Origin of the sequence: Bradyrhizobium sp. SPXBL-02 (genome assembly GCF_051853065.1) — a bacterium.
In the GTDB taxonomy this organism is placed as follows: Bacteria; Pseudomonadota; Alphaproteobacteria; order Rhizobiales; family Xanthobacteraceae; genus Bradyrhizobium.
In genome coordinates, this window is record NZ_CP182474.1 from 7,970,926 (window position 1) to 7,989,771 (window position 18,846).

Consider the following 18,846-nt stretch of genomic DNA (forward strand, 5'->3'; position numbering starts at 1 on the left):
AGGAAAAATCGACTATTGGGAAATTTCCCAGTAGGCGAAGATTTCAGGGAGTGATGATTCTGTGGCGGATCGCGATGGCGACCGCATGCGTCCGGTTGACGGCGCCGAGCTTGCGCGCAGCAGTTGCAAGATGCTCTTCGGCGGTGCGTTGCGTGATGTGCAGGATCTCGCCGATTTCCCAGGCAGACTTGCCTTGCGAGGCCCAGGCGATCACCTCGCGCTCGCGGGGGGTAAGACGCGTGGACGGATGCGGCACCGGCTCCAGCAAACGGCGGATGTGATCGAAGCCGTACATCCCGATCAGGTGCAGCGCCGGCTTGCTGCGCGCATTGAGATCGAGGTGGACGCCGCCGAGCGAGACGCCGGCCTCATAGCCAGTCAAGCCGTGGATCGGCACGACGAAGCCGCGCGACATGCGAAAATCGGCTGCGCGCCGCATCACCTCGACCGCACCGGGCTCCAGCTCCGGATCGTACGGCGCTTCGGACCATTCGAAAGGGTTCACCGTCTGCCGGCATTTGCGAACCACGGGATCGACCCGGTCGTAGCTCTTTTCGGTATAGAGGCTGAACCACTCCGCCGGCCACTTCTTGGCAAGCACCATCTGGGAAAAGCGCTGCTCGGGATTCGGCAAGCCCGTCACGATGATATGTTCGAAACCGTAGCGACCGAACGCGGTTGCAAGCGCGTCCATGGCGTCCGAAACCTTGGTATGGGCTGCGAGCCCTTCGATGAAATCGAGCGCCTCCCGGCCATAATCAACGGCGGACATCGTAAGTTTCCTGACCCTCGCCGCTCCCGTATAGCACGTATTCGCAGACTGCCTCAATTCGCTATGGCAGTAGTTTCCCGGTGCTCATCCACTCTGAAGATTTAAACTACTTGTGGCAGAATTGACGCCACGATACACCTGAAGGCGTCGAAGCGGGAAACCAACGATGGAAGACGAGGACATCGCCCTCAACAGCGTGCTCGGCCTGGAATTGAACCGCGTGTTTTTTGCCGTCCGCGAAACCGCAAACAAGCAGAAGATCATCGAGTTTGCGCGCGAGGTGCTGCAGAGCGAGCGCGCGGAGCTGGCCGGGAGCGTGTTGCCGGAAGGGCCAGCGAGCTAGAGTGCCGTTGCAACAGCCGAAGCAACAGATCGCGCCACGAGAACGCCTCTCCATCTGAACGCGCGGATTTTAGTCGAACACTCTGACCGGGAAGTTGCTTCGTCATCATCCGCAACGAGCCTGCTGCGCTCTTGCCCTCCCCTGGAGGGTCCGGGACGAGCGTAGCTCGCCCGTGGGTCGTCTCATATTGAGCGCAGCGAAATGTGAGACGGGGTGGGGTGACGGTCCCTCCGCGACGAACAGTGCCCGAGTGGAGAGATCACCCCACCCCGCTCGCGCTTCGCGCGATCGACCCTCCCCCTCCAGGGGAGGGTAAAGCAGGGCGCCTCCGTCCACATCGACACACACTTGCCGCTGGATGACATCGCATCTCTCGTGAGATGATCGCCGCCACGATCTCTTGTCGATGCCAGGGACATTTCAAGGCCATGATGACGCTGCGCCAGGTCGAAGTGATCCGTGCCGTGATGGTGACGGGCACCATTGGCGGTGCGGCGAAGCTGCTCAACGTCTCGGCGCCGGGGATCAGCCGCCTCGTCAAATACACCGAGCGCTCGCTCGGCATCCGCTTCTTCCAGCGCCAGAATGGGCGCTACTTCCCGACGCCGGAAGCCGAGAACATTTTCGAGCAGATCAACGGCGTCTACAAGAAGGTCGACGACCTCTCCGAGATCATCTCCAAGATCGGCCGCGGCGGCCTGTCGGAATTACGCATCGGCTCGGTGCCGAGCATCTCGCAGGTGATGGTGCCGCGCGCGATCGAGCGCGTCCGCCGCCGCTATCCCGATCTCGGCATCGACATCAACATCCTCAAGCTCGAGGAAGCCATCGACTACCTGATGCTAGGCCGCGGCGAGTGCGTGGCGATGAGCTATCGGCTCGAGCATTCCGGGCTCGACTTCATGCCGCTCGCCTCGGGCGAGCTCTATTGCATCGTGCCGCCGGGCCACGAGCTCTCCGGCCGCAAGCAGGTCTCGGCCGCCGAGATCACGCGCTATCCGCTGATCGGCATCGACCCCAACGATCCCTATGGCCGCATCATGGCCGAGATCTTCGCGCGTCATCGGCTCGACTACAACATCACCATCCGCGCGCGCTTCGGCACCACGGTCTGCGCGCTGGTGAAGGCGGGGCTCGGCATCGCCATCATCGACCAGTTCACGGTGGCCCATGGCGGCTATCCCGGCATCGAGCTCTTGAAGATCGCCGAGCCGACGCGGTTCGACACCTATGTCGCGGTCAAGCGCGGCACGCCGCTGTCGCTGCACGCCGAATACTTCATCGAGGCGCTGCGCACCGAGATGCGCGCGGTCGAGCCGTCCCGCGGCAGTGGCAAGGCCGCCCCGGCCCGCGGACGAAGGAAGTAACATGATGTTAGGTTTGCAGGACAAAAGGGTAATTGTGTTAGGCGGGGGAAAGACTATCGTCGCAGCTGGAATTGCACAGATTTCCCCGCTAATGGCCGGGGCCGGATGCTCCCAACGAAACGATCGCGAACCATGTCGAAACGCGGATACGCCGCCAGCAAGAAGCTCCTCACCGGCCTGATCGGCGCGCCGATCGCGCATTCCGCGTCCCCCGCCATGCACGAGCGCGCCGCCGAGGCGCTCGGCCTGCGCGGCCATTACCAGCTCATCGAGGTCGCGGGCGCCGATGCGGCCGGGCTGCGCCTGATGCTGGAGGGCGTCCGGCGGCTCGGCTTTGCCGGCGTCAATGTCACCTACCCCTATAAGGAAGCGGTCGTGCCGCTGCTCGACGCACTGGCGCCGGGCGCGGCCAGCATGGGCGCGGTCAACACCGTCGTCGTCCGGGATGGCCGGCTGACCGGCCACAACACCGACACCACGGGTTTTGCGCGGGCGGTGATGCCGTTGCTGGCGTCGTCCGGCAACGCCGTCGCCGTGATCGGCGCCGGCGGCGTCGGCAAGGCCATCGCGTTTGCGCTGGCGAGCCTGAAAGTAGCCGACATCCGCATTCTCGACAGTGAGCCGGCGCGCGCCGAGAAACTGGTCGCTCTGCTCGCCTCGCGCGGCGCCCGCGTCGCCACCAGCGTCGAGGACGCCCTCGAGGGCGCGACCGGTCTCGTCAACGGCACCCCGGTCGGCATGCTGCCGAACCGTGACACGCCGGTGCCGGTGGGACTGCTCAGGGCGGACCTTTGGGTCGCCGACGCCGTCTATTCGCCGCTGATCACGCCGCTGCTGGCCGCAGCGCGAGAGAAAGGCGCCCGGATCATGACCGGCCGCGAGCTCGCGATTTACCAGGCCGCCGACGCCTTCGAACTGTTCACAGGCCTTGCCCCATCGACCGAGATCATGGGAGAGGCTTTTGACGCCGTGATGGCTGCGCGCAGCGCGGCCTATCAGGCAGCTTGAGGCGAAGCGGCCGGATACAAGGCCGCTTGCAAGATTTGAAACGGGAGGAGAGGACGATGAAGTCAACGCTAGTGGTGGGCGCATTGCTCACCGTCATCACGGCAACGGGCGCCTTTGGCCAAGCGATCAAGCTCGCCAATGTCGCGGAGCTCTCGGGCGGCGGCGCCACCGTCGGCACGAACTGGAAGAACGGCATCGATCTCGCGATCGAGGAGATCAACGCCAAGGGCGGCGTGCTCGGCCGCAAGCTCGAGGTCAGCCACGCCGACTCGCAGTCCAACCCGGGGGTGGCGCGCGCCCAGGTGCAGAAGGCGCTCGACGCCGAGCCCTATGTGCTGCTCGGACCCGGCTATTCCGGCTCGGTGAAGGTGACCGCGCCGCTCGCGGCCGAAGCCGGCATCGCGCAGATCATGGGCGGCGAAGCCGCCGAGCTGACGCAAGGCGGCAACAAGTTCCTGTTCCGCACTTCGTTCGGCCAGCAATCCTCGATGCCGAAGGTCGCAAAGTACATCCACGACGAGATGAAGGCCAAGACGGTCGCGGTGGTCTGGGTCAACAACGACTTCGGCCGCGGCGGGCGCGACGTGATGATCAAGGAGCTCGACCGGCTCGGCTCCAAGGTCGTCGCCGATCTCTCCACCGAGGCGGGTCAGGCCGACTTCGCCGCCGACGTCGGCAAGATCAAGGCCGCCAATCCCGATGCCGTGTTCGTCTACCTGAATGAAGAAGAGAGCGCGCGCATCCTGAAGGAGCTGAAGCGCCAGGGCGTCACCGCGCCGCTGATGGGCGAGACCACGTTGATCGGCCAGAAGGTGATCGAGCTCGCCGGCGATGCCGCCAACGGCGCGCGCGGCCATGTCGGCCTCACCACCGACGCACCGGTCGACCTGATCAAGGCGTTCCGCGAGAAGTTCTCCAAGAAGTACAATTACGTCCCTGATCATAACGGCCTGAAGGGCTACCTCGCCGTCTACATGGTGAAGGCCACCACCGAAAAGATGGGCAAGGTCGACCCGAAGAAATTCGCCGACACGCTGCACGGCCTCACCATCAAGGCCGCGGACGAGCCGGGCATCCTGATGGACGTCACCTTCAGCGACACCGGCGACATCGACCGCCAGAGCTTCCTGGTCGAGGTGGTCGAGGGCAAGCAGGTGGTGAAGCAGGTGCTGCCCAAGGTGAAGTGAGGGTGTTCGCCTCTCCCCGCGTGCGGGGAGAGGCTGGAATTTGCGCGAGCAAATTCCGGGTGAGGGGGAGCCTCCACGAGTCCGACTGTCAGCGACCTCGCGGAGACTCCCCCTCACCCCAACCCTCTCCCCGCAAGCGGGGAGAGGGAGAAGAGAGAGGGGAAAATGTCCAATCTATTCGATCTTCTGGTCGCGGGACTCGCCACCGGCGCGATCTACGCGCTGGTTGCGGTCGGCTTCACGCTGCTGTGGCAGACCTCGCAGACCATCAATTTCGCGCAAGGCGAGTTCGTGATGCTGCCGGCGTTCCTGATGCTGGCGGCGATGCATGTCGGCGCGCCGTTCTGGCTCGCGATCATTCTCGGCATCCTCTTGTCGATGATCCTGCTCGGCCTCGCCTTCAAGCTGCTGCTGGTGGATCCGATGATGCGCCACGGCGTGCTGCCGCTCGCGATCGCGACCATGGCGCTCGCGATCGGCATCAAGGAGGCCGTCAAGCAATTCTTCAGCGCCGAGGCTTCGCCGTTCCCCTCGATCGTGCCGACCGGCGACGTCTCCATCCTCGGCCATGCCGTGTCGCTGCAGAGCATCGGCGTGCTCGCCGTCGCCATCCTCGCCGTTCTCGGCCTGACCACGCTGCTGAACCGCACCTCGCTCGGCCACCAGATGCAGGCCGCGGCGCAGAACCCGACGGTGGCGCGAATCATCGGCGTGCCGGTCGAGCGCATGATCCTGCTGACCTTCCTGATCAACGCCTTCCTGGTCGCGCTGGCCTCGCTGCTGATCACGCCGATCTACCTCGCAAAATTCTCGTCCGGCGAGGTGCTGGGCCAGGCAGCCTTCATCGCCGCGATCGTCGGCGGCTTCAACCAGGTGCGCGGCGCGATCGTCGGCGGCCTCTTGATCGGCGTGCTCGACAATCTCGCGGCGGCCTATGTCTCGACGCAGTACCGCGCCGCCGTGCCGATGATCTTCCTGATCGCCGTCATCCTGTTCCGGCCGCAGGGCTTGCTCGGCCGTGCCGAGGAGCGCACCGTATGAGCGGCTTCGCCAGACCCCTGAAGATCGCGCTCGGCCTCGCCATCATCGCCGCGCTGATCATCGTCCCCATGAACTTCAACCGCTACGGCCTGTTCATCCTCAGCCAATGGGCGGTGATGAGCATCGCCGCGATGGGGCTCAATCTCACGCTCGGCTATGCCGGCCAGGTCTCGCTGGCGCAGGGCGCCTTCGTCGGCATCGGCGCCTATGCGGCCGCGATCATGACCACGCATGGCTGGCCGCTGCCGGCGGCGATCCTGGTCGCGATCGGCTTGAGCTTTGCGATCGGCTGGGTGCTCGGCTATCCCGCGCTGCGCGTGCAGCACCATTATCTCGCCTTCGTCACCCTGGCCTTCTCCACCCTGGCCTTCCTGGTGTTCCGCAACGAGAGCTGGCTCACCGGCGGCATCTACGGCATCTCCAACATCCCGCGCCCGCACATCTTCGGCATCGCGACCAACAAGCCGCTGCCGTTCTACTATGTCTGCCTCGGCTCGCTCGCGATCGTCTCATTGGCGGTGTGGTGGCTGATCCGTTCGCCCTGGGGCCGCGCCTTCATGGCGCTGCGCGAGAATCCGCTGCGCGCGCAATCGCTCGGCGTCGATACGCGGCGATACACGCTGATGGCCTTCGCGATCGGCTCGGCGCTCGGCGGCGTCGCCGGCGCGCTCTACGCGCCGTTGACGCAATATATCGATCCGGTGCCGTTCAACCTGTCGCTCTCGCTCGACCTCCTGCTGATGGTGATCGTCGGCGGCGCCGGCTTCTATTTCGGTCCGTTCCTCGGCGCGATGATCGCGGTGTTGCTACCGGAATGGCTGCGCTTCACGGAAGGCTATTATCTGATGCTCTACGCGGTGGCCGTGATGCTGCTGCTGATCTGGTCGCCGACGGGCATTCTCGGAATCATCGACCGCTATCTCGCCGAACGCCGCACCAAGGCGGCCTCCGCGCTGCGCGCCGTCGCAAAGTCGCGCCTGGAGACGGTGCAATGAGTGCGGTCCTCGAAGTCACCGACATCAAGAAGAGCTTTGGCGGCATCCACGCCGTCAACGGGGTCTCGTTCGACGTGCGCGAGGGCGAGATCCTCGGCCTGATCGGGCCGAACGGCTGCGGCAAGTCCACGCTGTTCAACTGCATCCTCGGCCAGCTCACGCCGACAGGCGGCGAGGTCAAGCTCGACGGGCAGGTCGTCACGGGCCTGCGCCCCTCCGAGCTCAACAAGCTCGGCGTCAGCCGCACCTTCCAGCTGCTGCAGGTGTTCCCAAAGCTGTCGGTGCGCGAGAACCTGATCCTCGCCGGACAGGAGCACCAGGGCAACATGGCCTCGCGCCTGATCGGCCGCTCCGATGCCGGGCTGACCGAGGCCGCCAACCAGATGATCGGCTTCTTCAAGCTCGACCATCTCGCCGACGAGCCAGCCGGTGGTCTCTCCTACGGTCAGCAAAAGCTGCTCGATGCCGCCATGGCCTTCATGGGCGGCCCGCGCCTGGTGCTGCTCGACGAGCCCGCCGGCGGCGTCAACCCGTCGATGCTGGCGGACCTCAGGGAGCGTCTGGTCGCGATCAACCGCGAGAAGAACGCCACCTTCGTCGTGATCGAGCACAACATGGAGTTCGTGATGTCGCTGTGCTCGCGCGTGATGGTGATGGCGGAAGGCAAGGTGCTGGCGATGGGCCGGCCCGACGAGGTCCGCAAGAACTCCGCCGTGATTGAAGCCTATCTCGGACACTAAAGCGCGATGGAGATTGGAATGAATTGTCATCGCGCTTTGGTTTTATTGTTTGAGCATGATCTTGTCGGGAAACCGCTGCGCACTTTTCCGGATCATGCTGTAGGGAGCGAGTGATGAGCGACCCGATCCTCTCGGTCCACAATCTCGTCGGCGGCTACGGCAAGATGACGATCTTGAACGGCACGACGTTTGCCGTTCCTTCAGCCACGATCACGACGATCATCGGCCCGAACGGCGCCGGCAAGTCGACGGTGTTCAAGGCGATCTTCGGCCTGCTCAAGCTGCGTGAGGGCAAGATCAGCTTTTCCGGCCGCGACGTCACCAATTTGAGCCAGCGCGCGCTGCTCAATGCCGGCATCTGCTATGTGCCCCAGGGCCGCAACATCTTCCCCGAGCTGTCGGTGCGCCATAACATCGAGCTCGGCGGCGTCGCCGCCGACAAGGGCCTCGACCTGCCCAAACGGATCGAGGCGGCGCTCGACCTGTTTCCGGCATTGCGGCGCAAGTCCGCGCAGCAGGCCTCGACGCTCTCCGGCGGCGAGCAGAAGCAGCTCGAGATCGCCCGCTCCCTGCTGCTCGAGCCGAAGCTGGTGCTGGTCGATGAGCCTTCGATCGGCCTGTCACCGCTGATGGTGCAGCAGACCTTCGACATCCTCAAGAGCTTGCGCGACCGCGGCGTCACCATCCTGATGATCGAGCAGAACGCACGCTCGGCGCTGGAGATCTCCGACATCGGCATCGTGCTCGAGCTTGGCCAGACCCGCATGGTCGACGACGCCAAGCGCATTTTGAATGATCCGCGCATCGGGCAGCTCTTCCTCGGTGGCGCCATGGAGGAGAGTGCAGCATGAGCGCGAAAATGCGCATCGCCGTGGCCGGCGCCGGCCTGATCGGCCGTCGCCATATCGAGGTGATCGCGGCATCAAAGCACTGCGAGCTCGCCGGCATCGCCGACCCCTCGCCCGCCGCGACGGATTTGGCCCTGGCGCACAACGTGCCCTGCTATCCCGATCATCGTGCGCTGCTCGGACAAGCGAAGCCCGACGGGCTCATCATCGCCTCGCCCAACACGCTGCACTTGCCGATGGCGCTCGACTGCGCCGAAGCCGGCGTGCCGGCGTTGATCGAGAAGCCGGTGACCGAGACGGTCGCCACCGCACAGCGCCTGTGCGCAGCGGTGAGACGCACCGGCGTGCCGATGCTGGTCGGCCACCACCGCCGGCATAATCCCATCATCAAGTCGGCGCGCGAGGCCGTGACGAACGGAAAGCTCGGCCAGCTTACGGCCGTGGTCGGGCTGTGGCTCCTCAAGAAGCCCGACGATTATTTCGAGGTCGCCTGGCGGCGCGAAGCAGGCGGCGGGCCGCTGCTGCTCAATCTCATTCACGACATCGACAATCTCCGCTTCATCTGCGGCGAGATCGTCGAGGTGCAGGCGCTGACCTCGAACAAGGTGCGCGGCTTCGCGGTCGAGGACACTGCCGCGCTGCTGCTGCGCTTTGCGAGCGGCGCGCTGGGAACGGTGACCGTGTCGGATGCGACGCCGGCGCCGTGGAGCTGGGAGCTCGCCTCGGGCGAGAACCGGGACTATCCCAAGCAGGACCAGCCCTGCTACATCTTCTCAGGCACCGCGGGTTCGCTCTCCGTGCCGAACATGGAGCTGTGGTCCTACGCACAGCAACCCGGCTGGTACGCGCCGCTGTCGCGCGCGACCATCGCGCCGTCCGGGTTCGATCCGCTGGTCGAGCAGCTCCGGCATTTCTGCGCCGTGATCGCCGGCCGCGAACAGCCGCTGATCTCGGTCGAGGACGCGATGGGAACGCTTGCCGTCGTCGAAGCCGTCAGCGAGGCCGCGCGCACCGGGCAAACGATCTCGCCGGGGCAGATCATGGAGCAGGCCGCATGAACAAGCGCTCGATCGCCACCGTCTCCCTCTCCGGCGCGCTCGACGAAAAGCTCCGCGCCATCGCCGCCGCCGGCTTCGATGCAGTCGAGATCTTCGAGAACGACCTGCTGTCATTCGGCGCCGGCCCGCGCGACATCGCGAAGATGTGCATGGACCTCGATCTCGAGATCTGTGCGTTCCAGCCGTTCCGCGATTTCGAGGGCATGCCGGAGCCGCAGCGCGCGCGCAACTTCGCCCGCGCAGAGCGCAAGTTCGATCTGATGCAGGAGCTCGGCACCGATCTCTTGCTGATCTGCTCCAACGTCTCGCCCGCCTCGCTCGGCGGCATCGACCGCGCCGCGGACGATTTTCGCGAGCTCGGCGAGCGCGCCGCCAGACGCGGCTTGCGCGTCGGCTACGAGGCGCTGGCCTGGGGCCGCCACGTCAACGATTATCGCGACGCCTGGGAGATCGTGCGCCGCGCCGATCATCCCGCGATCGGCGTCATCCTCGACAGCTTTCACGCGCTGGCCCCTAGCTTTCCGACCCGCGCCATGGCCTCGATCCCCGGCGACAAGATCTTTCTGGTGCAGCTCGCCGACGCGCCGAGGCTCGAGCTGGACATCCTGTCGTGGAGCCGGCACTTCCGCTCCTTTCCCGGCCAGGGCGACCTGCCGGTCGGCGAGTTCATGGCGGCGATCGCGGCGACCGGCTATGCCGGGCCGCTGTCGCTGGAAATCTTCAACGACCAGTTCCGCGCCGGCTCGGCCGCGCAGACCGCGGTCGACGGCCTGCGCTCGCTGATCCTGCTGGAGGACCAGCTCGCACCGGATTGGCCGAATTATGCCGGCAAGCCGCTGGCCCCTAAGGCGAAGAGCCGCGGCACCGGCTTCATCGAGTTTGCCGTCAACGAGAGCAAGGCCGGCGAGCTTGCCCGCCTGTTCTCACAGCTCGGCTTCCGCAAGAGCGGCCAGCACCGCAGCAAGGCGGTGGAGCGCTGGTCGCAGGGCAAGGTCGAGCTCGTCATCAATTGCGAGACCGACGGCTTTGCGCATTCCCACTATGTCACCCACGGTCCCGGCGTCTGCGCCATCGCGCTCGACGTCGACGATGCCGGCCGCGCCATGCAGCGCGCCGAGACGCTGAAGGCGCGCACCTTCTACCAGCCGGTCGGGCCGGGCGAGCTTGAGATCCCCGCGATCCATGGCGTCGGCGGCAGCCTGCTCTATTTTCTCGACCAGGCCGGCAAGAACTGGGACACCGATTTCGAGCCTGTTTCAAGCGATGCAAGCGCCGATGCCCTGCTCGCCGTCGACCACATCGCGCAGTCGATGCCCTATGACGAAATGCTGTCCTGGCTGCTGTTCTACACCGGCATTCTCGACCTGAAGCGCCTGCCGCAGATGGAGATCGCCGACCCCAGAGGCCTCGTGCAGAGCCAGGCCGTCATCAACGCCGACCAGAGCTTGCGCTTCGTGCTCAACGGCTCCTCCGCCAACCGCACCCTGCCGGCGCGCTTCATCTCGGAGTTCTTCGGCTCGGGCGTGCAGCATGTCGCCTTTGCGTGCCAGGATATTTTTGCGACCGTCGCCGCGATGCGCCAGCGCGGCGCGGGCTTCCTGGACATCCCCGACAATTACTACGACGACATCGAAGCCAAATACGATCTTTCGCCCGAACTGATGGCGCAGCTGCGCGCCAACCACATCCTCTACGACCGCGAGGGCGACGGCGAGTTCTTCCAGGTCTACACCCACATCTTCGACGAGCGCTTCTTTTTCGAGATCGTCGAGCGCAGGAATTATCAGGGCTTTGGTGCGGCCAACGCGGGTATCAGGCTCGCAGCGCAGGCGCGCGAGGTGCGCCCCGCAAGCATGCCAAGGGCGTAGGACACTCTCTCCACGCCGTCATTGCGAGGAACTCTTGCGACGAAGCAATCCAGAATTTCTCCGCGGAAAAATTCTGGATTGCTTCGCTGCGCTCGCAACGACGGAGGAGATCGTTAGGAGGCCCTCTCCCCGCTTGCGAGGAGAGGGAGAGGCAAAGCCTCACTTCATCTTGCACTTGTCGTGGAAACGATCCTGGTCGTTCTCGACAATGGTGGCGACGGTCTTCAGGGCGAGCTGGCCTTCGGAATCCTTGACCACGTCCTGCAGGTAGAAGTTCTGGATCGGAATGTGGTTGTTGCCGAACTTGAACGCGCCGCGCACCGATTTGAAGTTGGCCTTCTCCATTTCGGCCTTCATCGCGTCCTTCTTGGAGGTGTCGCCCTTCACGGCGACGACGGCGCTGTTGATCAGGTTCGCGGCGTCGTAGGACTGCGCGCCGTAGAAGGTCGGCCGCAAGCCGGGATACTTCTTGCGGTAGTCGGCGACGAAGCGCTTGTTCTGCTCGTTGGGGAGGTCGTTGACCCATTGCTGCGCGCCGGGCACCCCGAGCGCGTTCTCCTTCTGGAGCGGCAGCGAGAGCTCGTCGATGGTGAAGGCGGTATAGAGCGGCATCGTGCTCTTCAGCCCGGCCTGTGCATATTGGTTCAGGAATTGCACGCCCGCAGCACCTGGATAGAACACGAAGATCGACTCGGCGCCGGAGGCACGCGCCTTGGAGAGCTCGGCCGAGAAGTCGAGCTGGCTCGGCCACACCGTGTATTCCTCGCCCACGACCTGCCCCTTGAAGGTGCTCTTGACGCCCGCCAGCATGTCCTTGCCGGCGGCGTAGTTCGGGCCGATCAGGAACACCGATTTGACGCCCTTCTGGTTCATATAGGTGCCGACCGCCTGCGGCGTCTGGTCGTTCTGCCAGGAGGTCGAGAACACGTAAGGCGAGCATAGCTCGCCCGCGAGCTGCGACGGACCGGCATTGGCCGAGATCAGGAAGGTCTGCGAGTCCACTACGGTCTTGAGCGAGGCCAAGAGCACGTTCGACCAGATGTAGCCGACGATGAAATCGACCTTGTCGGATTGCACCAGCTTCTCGGTCTTCTGCTTGCCGACGTCGGGCTTCTGGCCGTCGTCCTCGTAGATCACCTCGACCGGCTTGCCGTCCATCTTGCGGCCGAGATGATCGAGCGCGAGCTCGAAGGAATTGCGCATGTCGTTGCCGATCACGGCGGTCGGGCCGCTGAAGGTCGAGACGAAACCGATCTTGATGGTGTCGCCGGCGGATGCCGGGCCTGCCAGCACCAGCGCCGCTGCGCCCGCCAGCCAGAATGCCGTCCTCATAACAACTCCCCTCCTTATTATCGGTCCCGGAAGCGGGGTGATCGCCGCTCCAGGCCTGTCTCTATTGAAACGCAAAATCTGTCGCGCCGCCAATGGCTCAGCGCCTGCCTTTGCACCATATTTCGCCCCGATCGGAGATGGCAAGAAATATAATTCTACTCACTTGGACGGAGGCTGCGGCGCTTTTTCGCGCCGGATCGATACATCAGGCCTATGCGACGATTGATGACCTCTATTGGACCGCGGGGCCCAATCCGCACTTAAATGAAGAGGCGCAGCAGCGAGATTCGAGGGTTAAATCATGGCCGCAAATCCCCACCGCGTCGTCATCGTCGGAGCCGGCTTCGGCGGGCTGGAGGCGACTTACCGGCTTGCGGGCGCGCCGGTGGAGATCACGCTGATCGACCGCCGCAATCACCATCTGTTCCAGCCGCTGCTCTACCAGGTCGCGACCGCCTCGCTCGCGACCAGCGAGATCGCCTGGCCGATCCGCCATCTCATGCGCGACCGACGCGAGGTGACGACGCTGTTTGCGACCGTGAGCGGCGTCGATGCCGAGCGACGCCGCGTGCTGATCGATGACGGCAGCGAGGTGCCTTACGACACGCTGGTGCTGGCCACCGGCGCGCGGCATGCTTATTTCGGCCACGACGAATGGGAGGCATGGGCGCCGGGCCTGAAGACGCTGGAGGACGCGACCACCTTGCGCCGGCACATCCTGGTGGCGTTCGAGCGCGCCGAGCGCGAGACGGATCCCGCGCGGCGCGCGGCACGGCTGACGTTCGTCATCGTCGGCGCCGGTCCGACCGGCGTCGAGCTCGCCGGCACCATCGCGGAGATGGCGCATCACACCTTGCCCGCCGATTTCCGCAACATCGACACGCACAAGGCCCGCGTCGTGCTGATCGAGGCGGGCCCGCGCGTGCTCGCCGGCTTTCCCGACGAGCTCTCGGCCTATGCCCAGGCCTCGCTGGAAAAGATCGGCGTCGAGGTCGTGCTCGGCCAGGCCGTCACCGAGATCAACCGCGAGGGCGTCGTGTTCGGTGGCAAGCTGCTCGAGGCGAAGACACGGATCTGGGCCGCCGGCGTGCGCGCCTCGCCCGCCGCCGAATGGCTCGGCGCGCCCAGCGATCGCGCCGGGCGCGTGCTGGTCGAGGCCGACCTCACCATTCCAGGCCATCCCGAGATCTTCGCGATCGGCGATACCGTCAGTATCAATGCCTGGGACGGCAAGCCGGTGCCCGGCATCGCGCCGGCCGCCAAGCAGCAGGGTCGTCATGTCGCGGAGACCATCAGAGCGCGCCTGCGCGGCGCTGCGACCGGTCCGTTCCGTTACAAGCACGCCGGCAGCCTCGCCCAGATCGGCAAGCGGCTCGCCGTGATCGATTTCGGCCGGGTCAAGCTGCGCGGCGCCATCGCATGGTGGATCTGGGGCATCGCCCACATCTACTTCCTGATCGGCCTGCGCCACCGCCTCAGCGTCGCGCTGAGCTGGCTCTGGATCTACGCGCGAGACCAGCGCGCGGCGCGGTTGATCACGCAGGGGTCGAGCAAGGTGGTGTAGGCTTCTCGTGTCCCGGACGCGGCGCGGCATGAAATGACGCGACGCAGAGCCGGGACCCACAACCATGGGCCCCGGCTCTGCAGCGCAGCGCTACGCGCCGCACTTGGTCCGAGGCAAGCGCCTGCCGACGCGTGACGAGCTAGGGCGCCTTGCAAACGAAATTCGCGGCGTCCTCGCTGTCGCCCTGGCCGGAATACGCGGCGTAGCTCGGATACGGGCAGAGCGGCCGCGTGCGGCCCGGGCTCCAGGACGCAGGGACTTCCTTGTTGGCGGGACTGGCCGACGCGATGATGCGGTCGGGCGCCTTGCCGTTCTCCACCCAGTCGGTTAGCGCGGCCAGCGCATCGAACTTGTCCAGGGTGACGCCGCCACCGCAATGCGTTTCGCCGGGAATCGCGAACAGGCGCGCGACCGTGTCGGCGTGCCCCTGCAGGTTCTTGTTCAGCCGGTCGTACCAGCGGATGGTGTCGTTCACCGAGAACACAGGATCGGCCTGGCCGTGATAGATCAGCATCTTGCCGCCGTACCTCTGGAGCGATGCGAGCTTGGGATCATCGATGTCGGGCGGTGTCATGAAGTCCATGGCCGATTCCGTGAAGGTCGCGTCCTTGGCGAAAATCTTCGGCGCGTCCTTGTCGAAGTCATAGGCCTTCAGTGCCTCGACCAGCTTCTCATTGCTGCCTTCGACCACGACTGGCGGTGTCGAGAAGATGTAGTTCAGCGACGCTGCGCCCATGGTGGCGATGATCGGATAGTTATTCCAGGGCGCGACGGGGCTCTCGACCTTCCAGGTGCGCCAATTGCCCGTGCCGATGCCACCATCGAGAGGCCAGTCGGAATAGAGCGCCTCACCTTTCGAATTCTTCGGTCCGGCGAGGCTCATCTTCAGGGCGTCGACCTTGGCTTCGGACAAACAGGTGCTGTTCTGCCCAGGCGCGCAGATCAGACTCTTGAGATCGAACGCCTTCTGACAGGCCGCGAGATTGGCCGTCAGCCCATCCTTGACGCCGTCGAGCGCATCGCAGGCCTCCGTAATGCGCGAGGAAACGAGCTGAGCGTCCTCCTTGGTGATGGACTTGCGCAGATCGGGATCAGCTTTCAGGAAGGCCTGCACGTCCCAGGCGTGCTGGATCGCAGCGCGCGGGAGGTCGAAGCCAGGATTGCCGACGAGGAACCCGTCGTAATTTTCCGGCATGCGCGACGCCGCCACCATGGCGTGACGCCCACCGTTCGAGCATCCCGCCATATAGGAGCGATCCGGCTTGCGCCCGTAGTGACGGGCAATGATTTGCTTTGCGACCGGCGACAGCGTCATGTCGGCGGCATAGCCATAGTCGCGCCGCGCCTGCGGATCGAGGCCGAACGCCGCGCCGGCAGTCAGGCCCAGCGACTTGTTCGCGGGGTCCGAGCCGGAATGACCACTGTCCGACGACAGCACGGCAAAGCCGCGCGCCAGTGGCACTTTGCCACCGAAGGCTAACCCCTCGGGCAGGCTGCCAAGAGCGGGCACGATCACGCCGTCATTGCCGCCATTCACCTGATGCAGGAAGCGGCCGTTCCACTCGGCCGGCAATCGCAATTCGAACCCGATCGCGTAGGATTTCCCATCGACGCCGGTGCGCTGGTTGGCAAGGCCCGTCACGATGCAATGCTTCGGGAGACCGTTGGCCGCGTCCTGCGTTTTGGACCCGGTGATCTCGATGCTGGAGATGCCGAGCGAAGCGGTGGTGACCGGCGAGCAGGCCTCGCCCTCGGCCCGAGCCAGCGCGGCCGATGCCAGAAGCGCGGCCAGCGCGACGGTTGATATCAAGCCAGTCCTCATGGCGAACCTCCCTATTTAGTTATATCTTATAATTATTACCTCCATTTCCTAGTTTGGCAAGTACCGCCGAACGGCGTCGGTACAACACCTTTTACTTCACCAGCTCGCATCCGCCTTCCGCCAGCGGGCGGAACGCCTGATCGGCGGGAATGGTCGAGACCAGCTTGTAATAGTCGTACGGATATTTCGACTCCTCCGGCTTCTTCACCTCGAACAAGTACATCGGATGCACGACGCGACCGTCCTGGCGGATCGTGGTGTCACCGAACAGCTTGTCCTTGCCCTTGAACTTCTTCATCTCGGGCACGACCTGCTTGGCATTGTCGCTGCCGGTGGCCGCGACGGCGTTGAGATAAGCGAGCGTGGAAGCATAGACCCCGGCCTGGTTGCCGCTCGGCATCTTGCTGTTCATGCCGGGTCGCGCGGCAAAACGTTTGGCAAATGCGCGGGTGTCGTCGTTCATGTCCCAGTAGAAGGCTTCCATGAGCTGGAGGCCCTGCGCCACCTTGATGCCCATGCCGTGGACGTCGTTGATGAAGAGCAGGAAGGCGACGAGCTTCTGGCCGCTCTGCTGAATGCCGAACTCGGCGGCCTGCTTCACCGCGTTGATGGTATCACCGCCCGCATTGGCGAGCCCGATCACCTGCGCCTTCGAGCTTTGCGCCTGCAGCAGGAAGGAGGCGAAATCGGAGGTGCCGAGCGGATGCTTGGACGAGCCCAGCACCTTGCCGCCGTGTCCCTCGATGTATTTCTGCGCCTCCGCCTCGATGCCCTTGCCGAGCGCGTAATCGACCGTGAGGAAATACCAGTCCTTGCCGCCGCGCGACATCATCGCCGCAGCGGTGGTGTTGCCGGTTGCCCAGGCATCGTTGACCCATTGGATGGTGTTGGGCGAGCAGGCCTTGCCGGTGAGATCGGAGCTCGCGGTCGAGGACGCAAGGAAGGTCATGCGGCTGTCGCGCAGGAGCGCGTTGATGGAGAGGCCGACGGCCGAGTTCGGCACGTCGACGATGGCGTCGACGCCCTCGACATCGAGCCATTTGCGCGCGATGGCGTTGCCGACATCGGCCTTGTTCTGGTGATCGGCATAGACGATCTCGACCTTGATGCCCTTAGCCCCGCCGTTGAAATCTTCCGCGGCCATGCGCGCGGCCTCGACCGAGCCCATGCCGTTGGTGTCCTGGAAGATGCCCGAGATGTCGTTGAGCACGCCGATGCGCACGACATTGTCCGATATCTCGGCATTGGCCGCCCCGGTCATCAGGCTCGCGGCCAGCGCGAGCGTCCACTTCAGATGCTTCATCATTCCCTCCCCTGTGTTGGTTGCCGGCCGTTGCCGGCGAATCGAGAATCAGATCTGCCGCTCGGGCAGTCTCAGCACGAGCCCGTCGAGCTCGGACGTAACGGTGATCTGGCAGGACAAGCGGCTATTCGGCCGCCGCTCGGCGGCGGTGCCGTCGAGCAGCGCGTCCTCATCGTCAGCGATCGCCGGGAGGCGCGCGAGCCAGCTCTCATCGACATAGACGTGGCAGGTTGCACACATCGCATTGCCGCCGCATTCGGCCAAAATGCCCTCGACGCCGTGACGGGTCGCAGCCTGCATGGCGCTCTCGCCGCCAGAGGTCTCGACGCGGTCGGGCTTGCCGTCGGCATGGATAAAGATGATGGCAGGCATCAAGACTCCTCGTCAGGCCGGGGTGATGGTGACAGGCAGGCTGTCGAGCCCGCGCAGCGTGTTGTTGAAGCGGCGCTTCGGCTCGCCGGTGATCTCGATCTTCGCGATGCGGCGCGCCAGCGCCGTCAGCATCACCTCGCCCTCGAGGCGGGCGACGAGCTGGCCGACGCACATGTGGATGCCGGAGCCGAAGCCGACATGGCCGGAGGTGCGGCGGGTGATGTCGTAGCGGTCGGGGTCGTCCCAGCGCCTGGGATCGCGATTGGCGGCGGCGAGGAACATCAGCACCTTCTCGCCCTCGCCGATCTTCGCGCCGGACAGCTCGACCTCCCGCGTCGTGGTGCGGAAGAAGGTCTGCACCGGGCTCTCGAAACGCACCGCCTCCTCGAAGGCCCCACGGGCCAGCGAGAGATCCTCGCGTAGGCGCTGCCACTGATCGGGGAAGCGCGCGAGGCAATAGACGGCGGCCCCGATGCCGTTGACGGTGGTGTCGAGTCCGGCCGACAGCAGCGAGCGCACCAGCAGCGGCGCTTCGGTGGGCGTGATAGCACCCTCGTCGACCTGCGCATGAATGCAGGCTCCGAAGCCGCCGGGCGCGAGATTCTCGCGCTGGCACTGCTCGGCAACATAGGCCTGGTGCGGCATCGAACGTTCGATCGCCTCCTGGCGCAACTGGTTGGGTGGACCAAAGGCGTTGAACACGACGCTGGCATAGGGAATCAGATGCTCGCGCCCCTCCGGCTTCAGGCCGAGCGCATCGGGGAAAATCGACAGCGGATAGGCTTCGGCAAGATCGGTGATCGCATCGAAGCTGCGCTTGTCGAGCAGCGCGTCGACCCGTTCTTCCGCCGCCGCTGCAAAACGATCGCGCACCTGCTTCATCACCGTCGGCGACAGCACCTTCGACAGCACGGCGCGGGTGCGGGTGTGCGCGGGCGGATCGGCCTCCAGGATCAGGCTCGGCGGCCGCCACGGCGTTTCCTTCTTGAAGTCGGACAGCCCGACGCCGCGGCTGGAGCAGAACGTCGCCGGATCGTTCAGCACCGCGTGGACCTCGGCATAGCGCGCCACCCCATAGACCTTCCATTTGTCGAGATAAACCACCGGACCGGCCTCCCGCAGCAGCTCATGGGCGGGATAGGGATCGGCAAAGAACGTCATGTCGAAGGGATCGGCGTCGAGATGCGGGACGCCCGATCCCGCGGAGCCGGATGCGGTCATGGAAG

17 protein-coding genes are annotated in these 18,846 nt (G+C 65.0%); 11 read left to right on the forward strand and 6 right to left on the reverse strand.

What is annotated here, in order from left to right; all coding sequences use genetic code 11:
- Positions 1-43 precede the first annotated feature (43 nt).
- Complete coding sequence (locus ACNJYD_RS37065) at positions 44-772, reverse strand: helix-turn-helix transcriptional regulator (RefSeq protein ID WP_172786150.1); 729 nt, start codon at positions 770-772, stop codon at positions 44-46.
- A 166-nt stretch (positions 773-938) separates the two neighbouring features.
- On the opposite strand from ACNJYD_RS37065, the gene ACNJYD_RS37070 reads away from it, so the two are divergent.
- The 10 genes from ACNJYD_RS37070 (at position 939) to ACNJYD_RS37115 (ending at position 11,227) form a co-directional block, all read left to right on the forward strand.
- Positions 939-1,115, forward strand: coding sequence for a hypothetical protein (locus ACNJYD_RS37070; RefSeq protein ID WP_172786151.1), 177 nt, complete (start codon positions 939-941; stop codon positions 1,113-1,115).
- A gap of 428 nt (positions 1,116-1,543) precedes the next feature.
- Positions 1,544-2,482 carry a LysR family transcriptional regulator gene (locus ACNJYD_RS37075; RefSeq protein ID WP_172786152.1) on the forward strand — a complete coding sequence of 313 codons (939 nt, stop codon included), beginning with the start codon at positions 1,544-1,546 and terminating at the stop codon, positions 2,480-2,482.
- 132 nt (positions 2,483-2,614) lie between these two features.
- Positions 2,615-3,490 carry a shikimate dehydrogenase gene (locus tag ACNJYD_RS37080; protein ID WP_439364866.1) on the forward strand — a complete coding sequence of 292 codons (876 nt, stop codon included), beginning with the start codon at positions 2,615-2,617 and terminating at the stop codon, positions 3,488-3,490.
- Between the two features lie 56 nt (positions 3,491-3,546).
- Complete coding sequence (locus ACNJYD_RS37085) at positions 3,547-4,677, forward strand: ABC transporter substrate-binding protein (protein WP_172786154.1); 1,131 nt, start codon at positions 3,547-3,549, stop codon at positions 4,675-4,677.
- A gap of 165 nt (positions 4,678-4,842) precedes the next feature.
- Entirely contained in the window at positions 4,843-5,718 is an 876-nt protein-coding gene (locus ACNJYD_RS37090) for a branched-chain amino acid ABC transporter permease (protein WP_212256014.1), read from the forward strand.
- On the forward strand, positions 5,715-6,713 hold the full coding sequence (locus ACNJYD_RS37095; protein ID WP_439364867.1) for a branched-chain amino acid ABC transporter permease: 999 nt from the start codon (positions 5,715-5,717) through the stop codon (positions 6,711-6,713). Before ACNJYD_RS37090 ends, ACNJYD_RS37095 begins: the two co-directional genes overlap by 4 nt.
- Complete coding sequence (locus tag ACNJYD_RS37100) at positions 6,710-7,453, forward strand: ABC transporter ATP-binding protein (protein ID WP_172786157.1); 744 nt, start codon at positions 6,710-6,712, stop codon at positions 7,451-7,453. The genes ACNJYD_RS37095 and ACNJYD_RS37100 overlap by 4 nt, the downstream gene beginning before the upstream one ends.
- Before the next feature lie 113 nt (positions 7,454-7,566).
- Positions 7,567-8,304, forward strand: coding sequence for an ABC transporter ATP-binding protein (locus ACNJYD_RS37105; protein ID WP_439364868.1), 738 nt, complete (start codon positions 7,567-7,569; stop codon positions 8,302-8,304).
- Positions 8,301-9,359 carry a Gfo/Idh/MocA family protein gene (locus ACNJYD_RS37110; RefSeq protein ID WP_439364869.1) on the forward strand — a complete coding sequence of 353 codons (1,059 nt, stop codon included), beginning with the start codon at positions 8,301-8,303 and terminating at the stop codon, positions 9,357-9,359. Before ACNJYD_RS37105 ends, ACNJYD_RS37110 begins: the two co-directional genes overlap by 4 nt.
- Complete coding sequence (locus ACNJYD_RS37115; protein WP_439364870.1) at positions 9,356-11,227, forward strand: bifunctional sugar phosphate isomerase/epimerase/4-hydroxyphenylpyruvate dioxygenase family protein; 1,872 nt, start codon at positions 9,356-9,358, stop codon at positions 11,225-11,227. The genes ACNJYD_RS37110 and ACNJYD_RS37115 overlap by 4 nt, the downstream gene beginning before the upstream one ends.
- A gap of 159 nt (positions 11,228-11,386) precedes the next feature.
- On the opposite strand, the gene ACNJYD_RS37120 is transcribed toward ACNJYD_RS37115, so the two are convergent.
- Entirely contained in the window at positions 11,387-12,559 is a 1,173-nt protein-coding gene (locus tag ACNJYD_RS37120; RefSeq protein ID WP_172786161.1) for an ABC transporter substrate-binding protein, read from the reverse strand.
- Between the two features lie 301 nt (positions 12,560-12,860).
- Between ACNJYD_RS37120 and ACNJYD_RS37125 the strand changes: the two genes are divergently transcribed.
- Positions 12,861-14,123 (forward strand): NAD(P)/FAD-dependent oxidoreductase, encoded by a 1,263-nt coding sequence (locus ACNJYD_RS37125; RefSeq protein ID WP_439364871.1) that lies wholly within the window; start codon positions 12,861-12,863, stop codon positions 14,121-14,123.
- Between the two features lie 139 nt (positions 14,124-14,262).
- Here the strand turns inward: ACNJYD_RS37125 and ACNJYD_RS37130 are convergent, their stop codons facing one another.
- The 4 genes from ACNJYD_RS37130 to ACNJYD_RS37145 form a co-directional block, all read right to left on the reverse strand.
- Complete coding sequence (locus ACNJYD_RS37130; RefSeq protein ID WP_439364872.1) at positions 14,263-15,945, reverse strand: tannase/feruloyl esterase family alpha/beta hydrolase; 1,683 nt, start codon at positions 15,943-15,945, stop codon at positions 14,263-14,265.
- 91 nt (positions 15,946-16,036) lie between these two features.
- Positions 16,037-17,248, reverse strand: coding sequence for an ABC transporter substrate-binding protein (locus ACNJYD_RS37135; protein WP_439364873.1), 1,212 nt, complete (start codon positions 17,246-17,248; stop codon positions 16,037-16,039).
- Positions 17,249-17,296: 48 nt separating this feature from the next.
- Positions 17,297-17,620, reverse strand: coding sequence for a (2Fe-2S)-binding protein (locus tag ACNJYD_RS37140; protein ID WP_260381244.1), 324 nt, complete (start codon positions 17,618-17,620; stop codon positions 17,297-17,299).
- A gap of 12 nt (positions 17,621-17,632) precedes the next feature.
- Complete coding sequence (locus tag ACNJYD_RS37145) at positions 17,633-18,841, reverse strand: cytochrome P450 (RefSeq protein WP_439364874.1); 1,209 nt, start codon at positions 18,839-18,841, stop codon at positions 17,633-17,635.
- Positions 18,842-18,846: the final 5 nt, after the last annotated feature.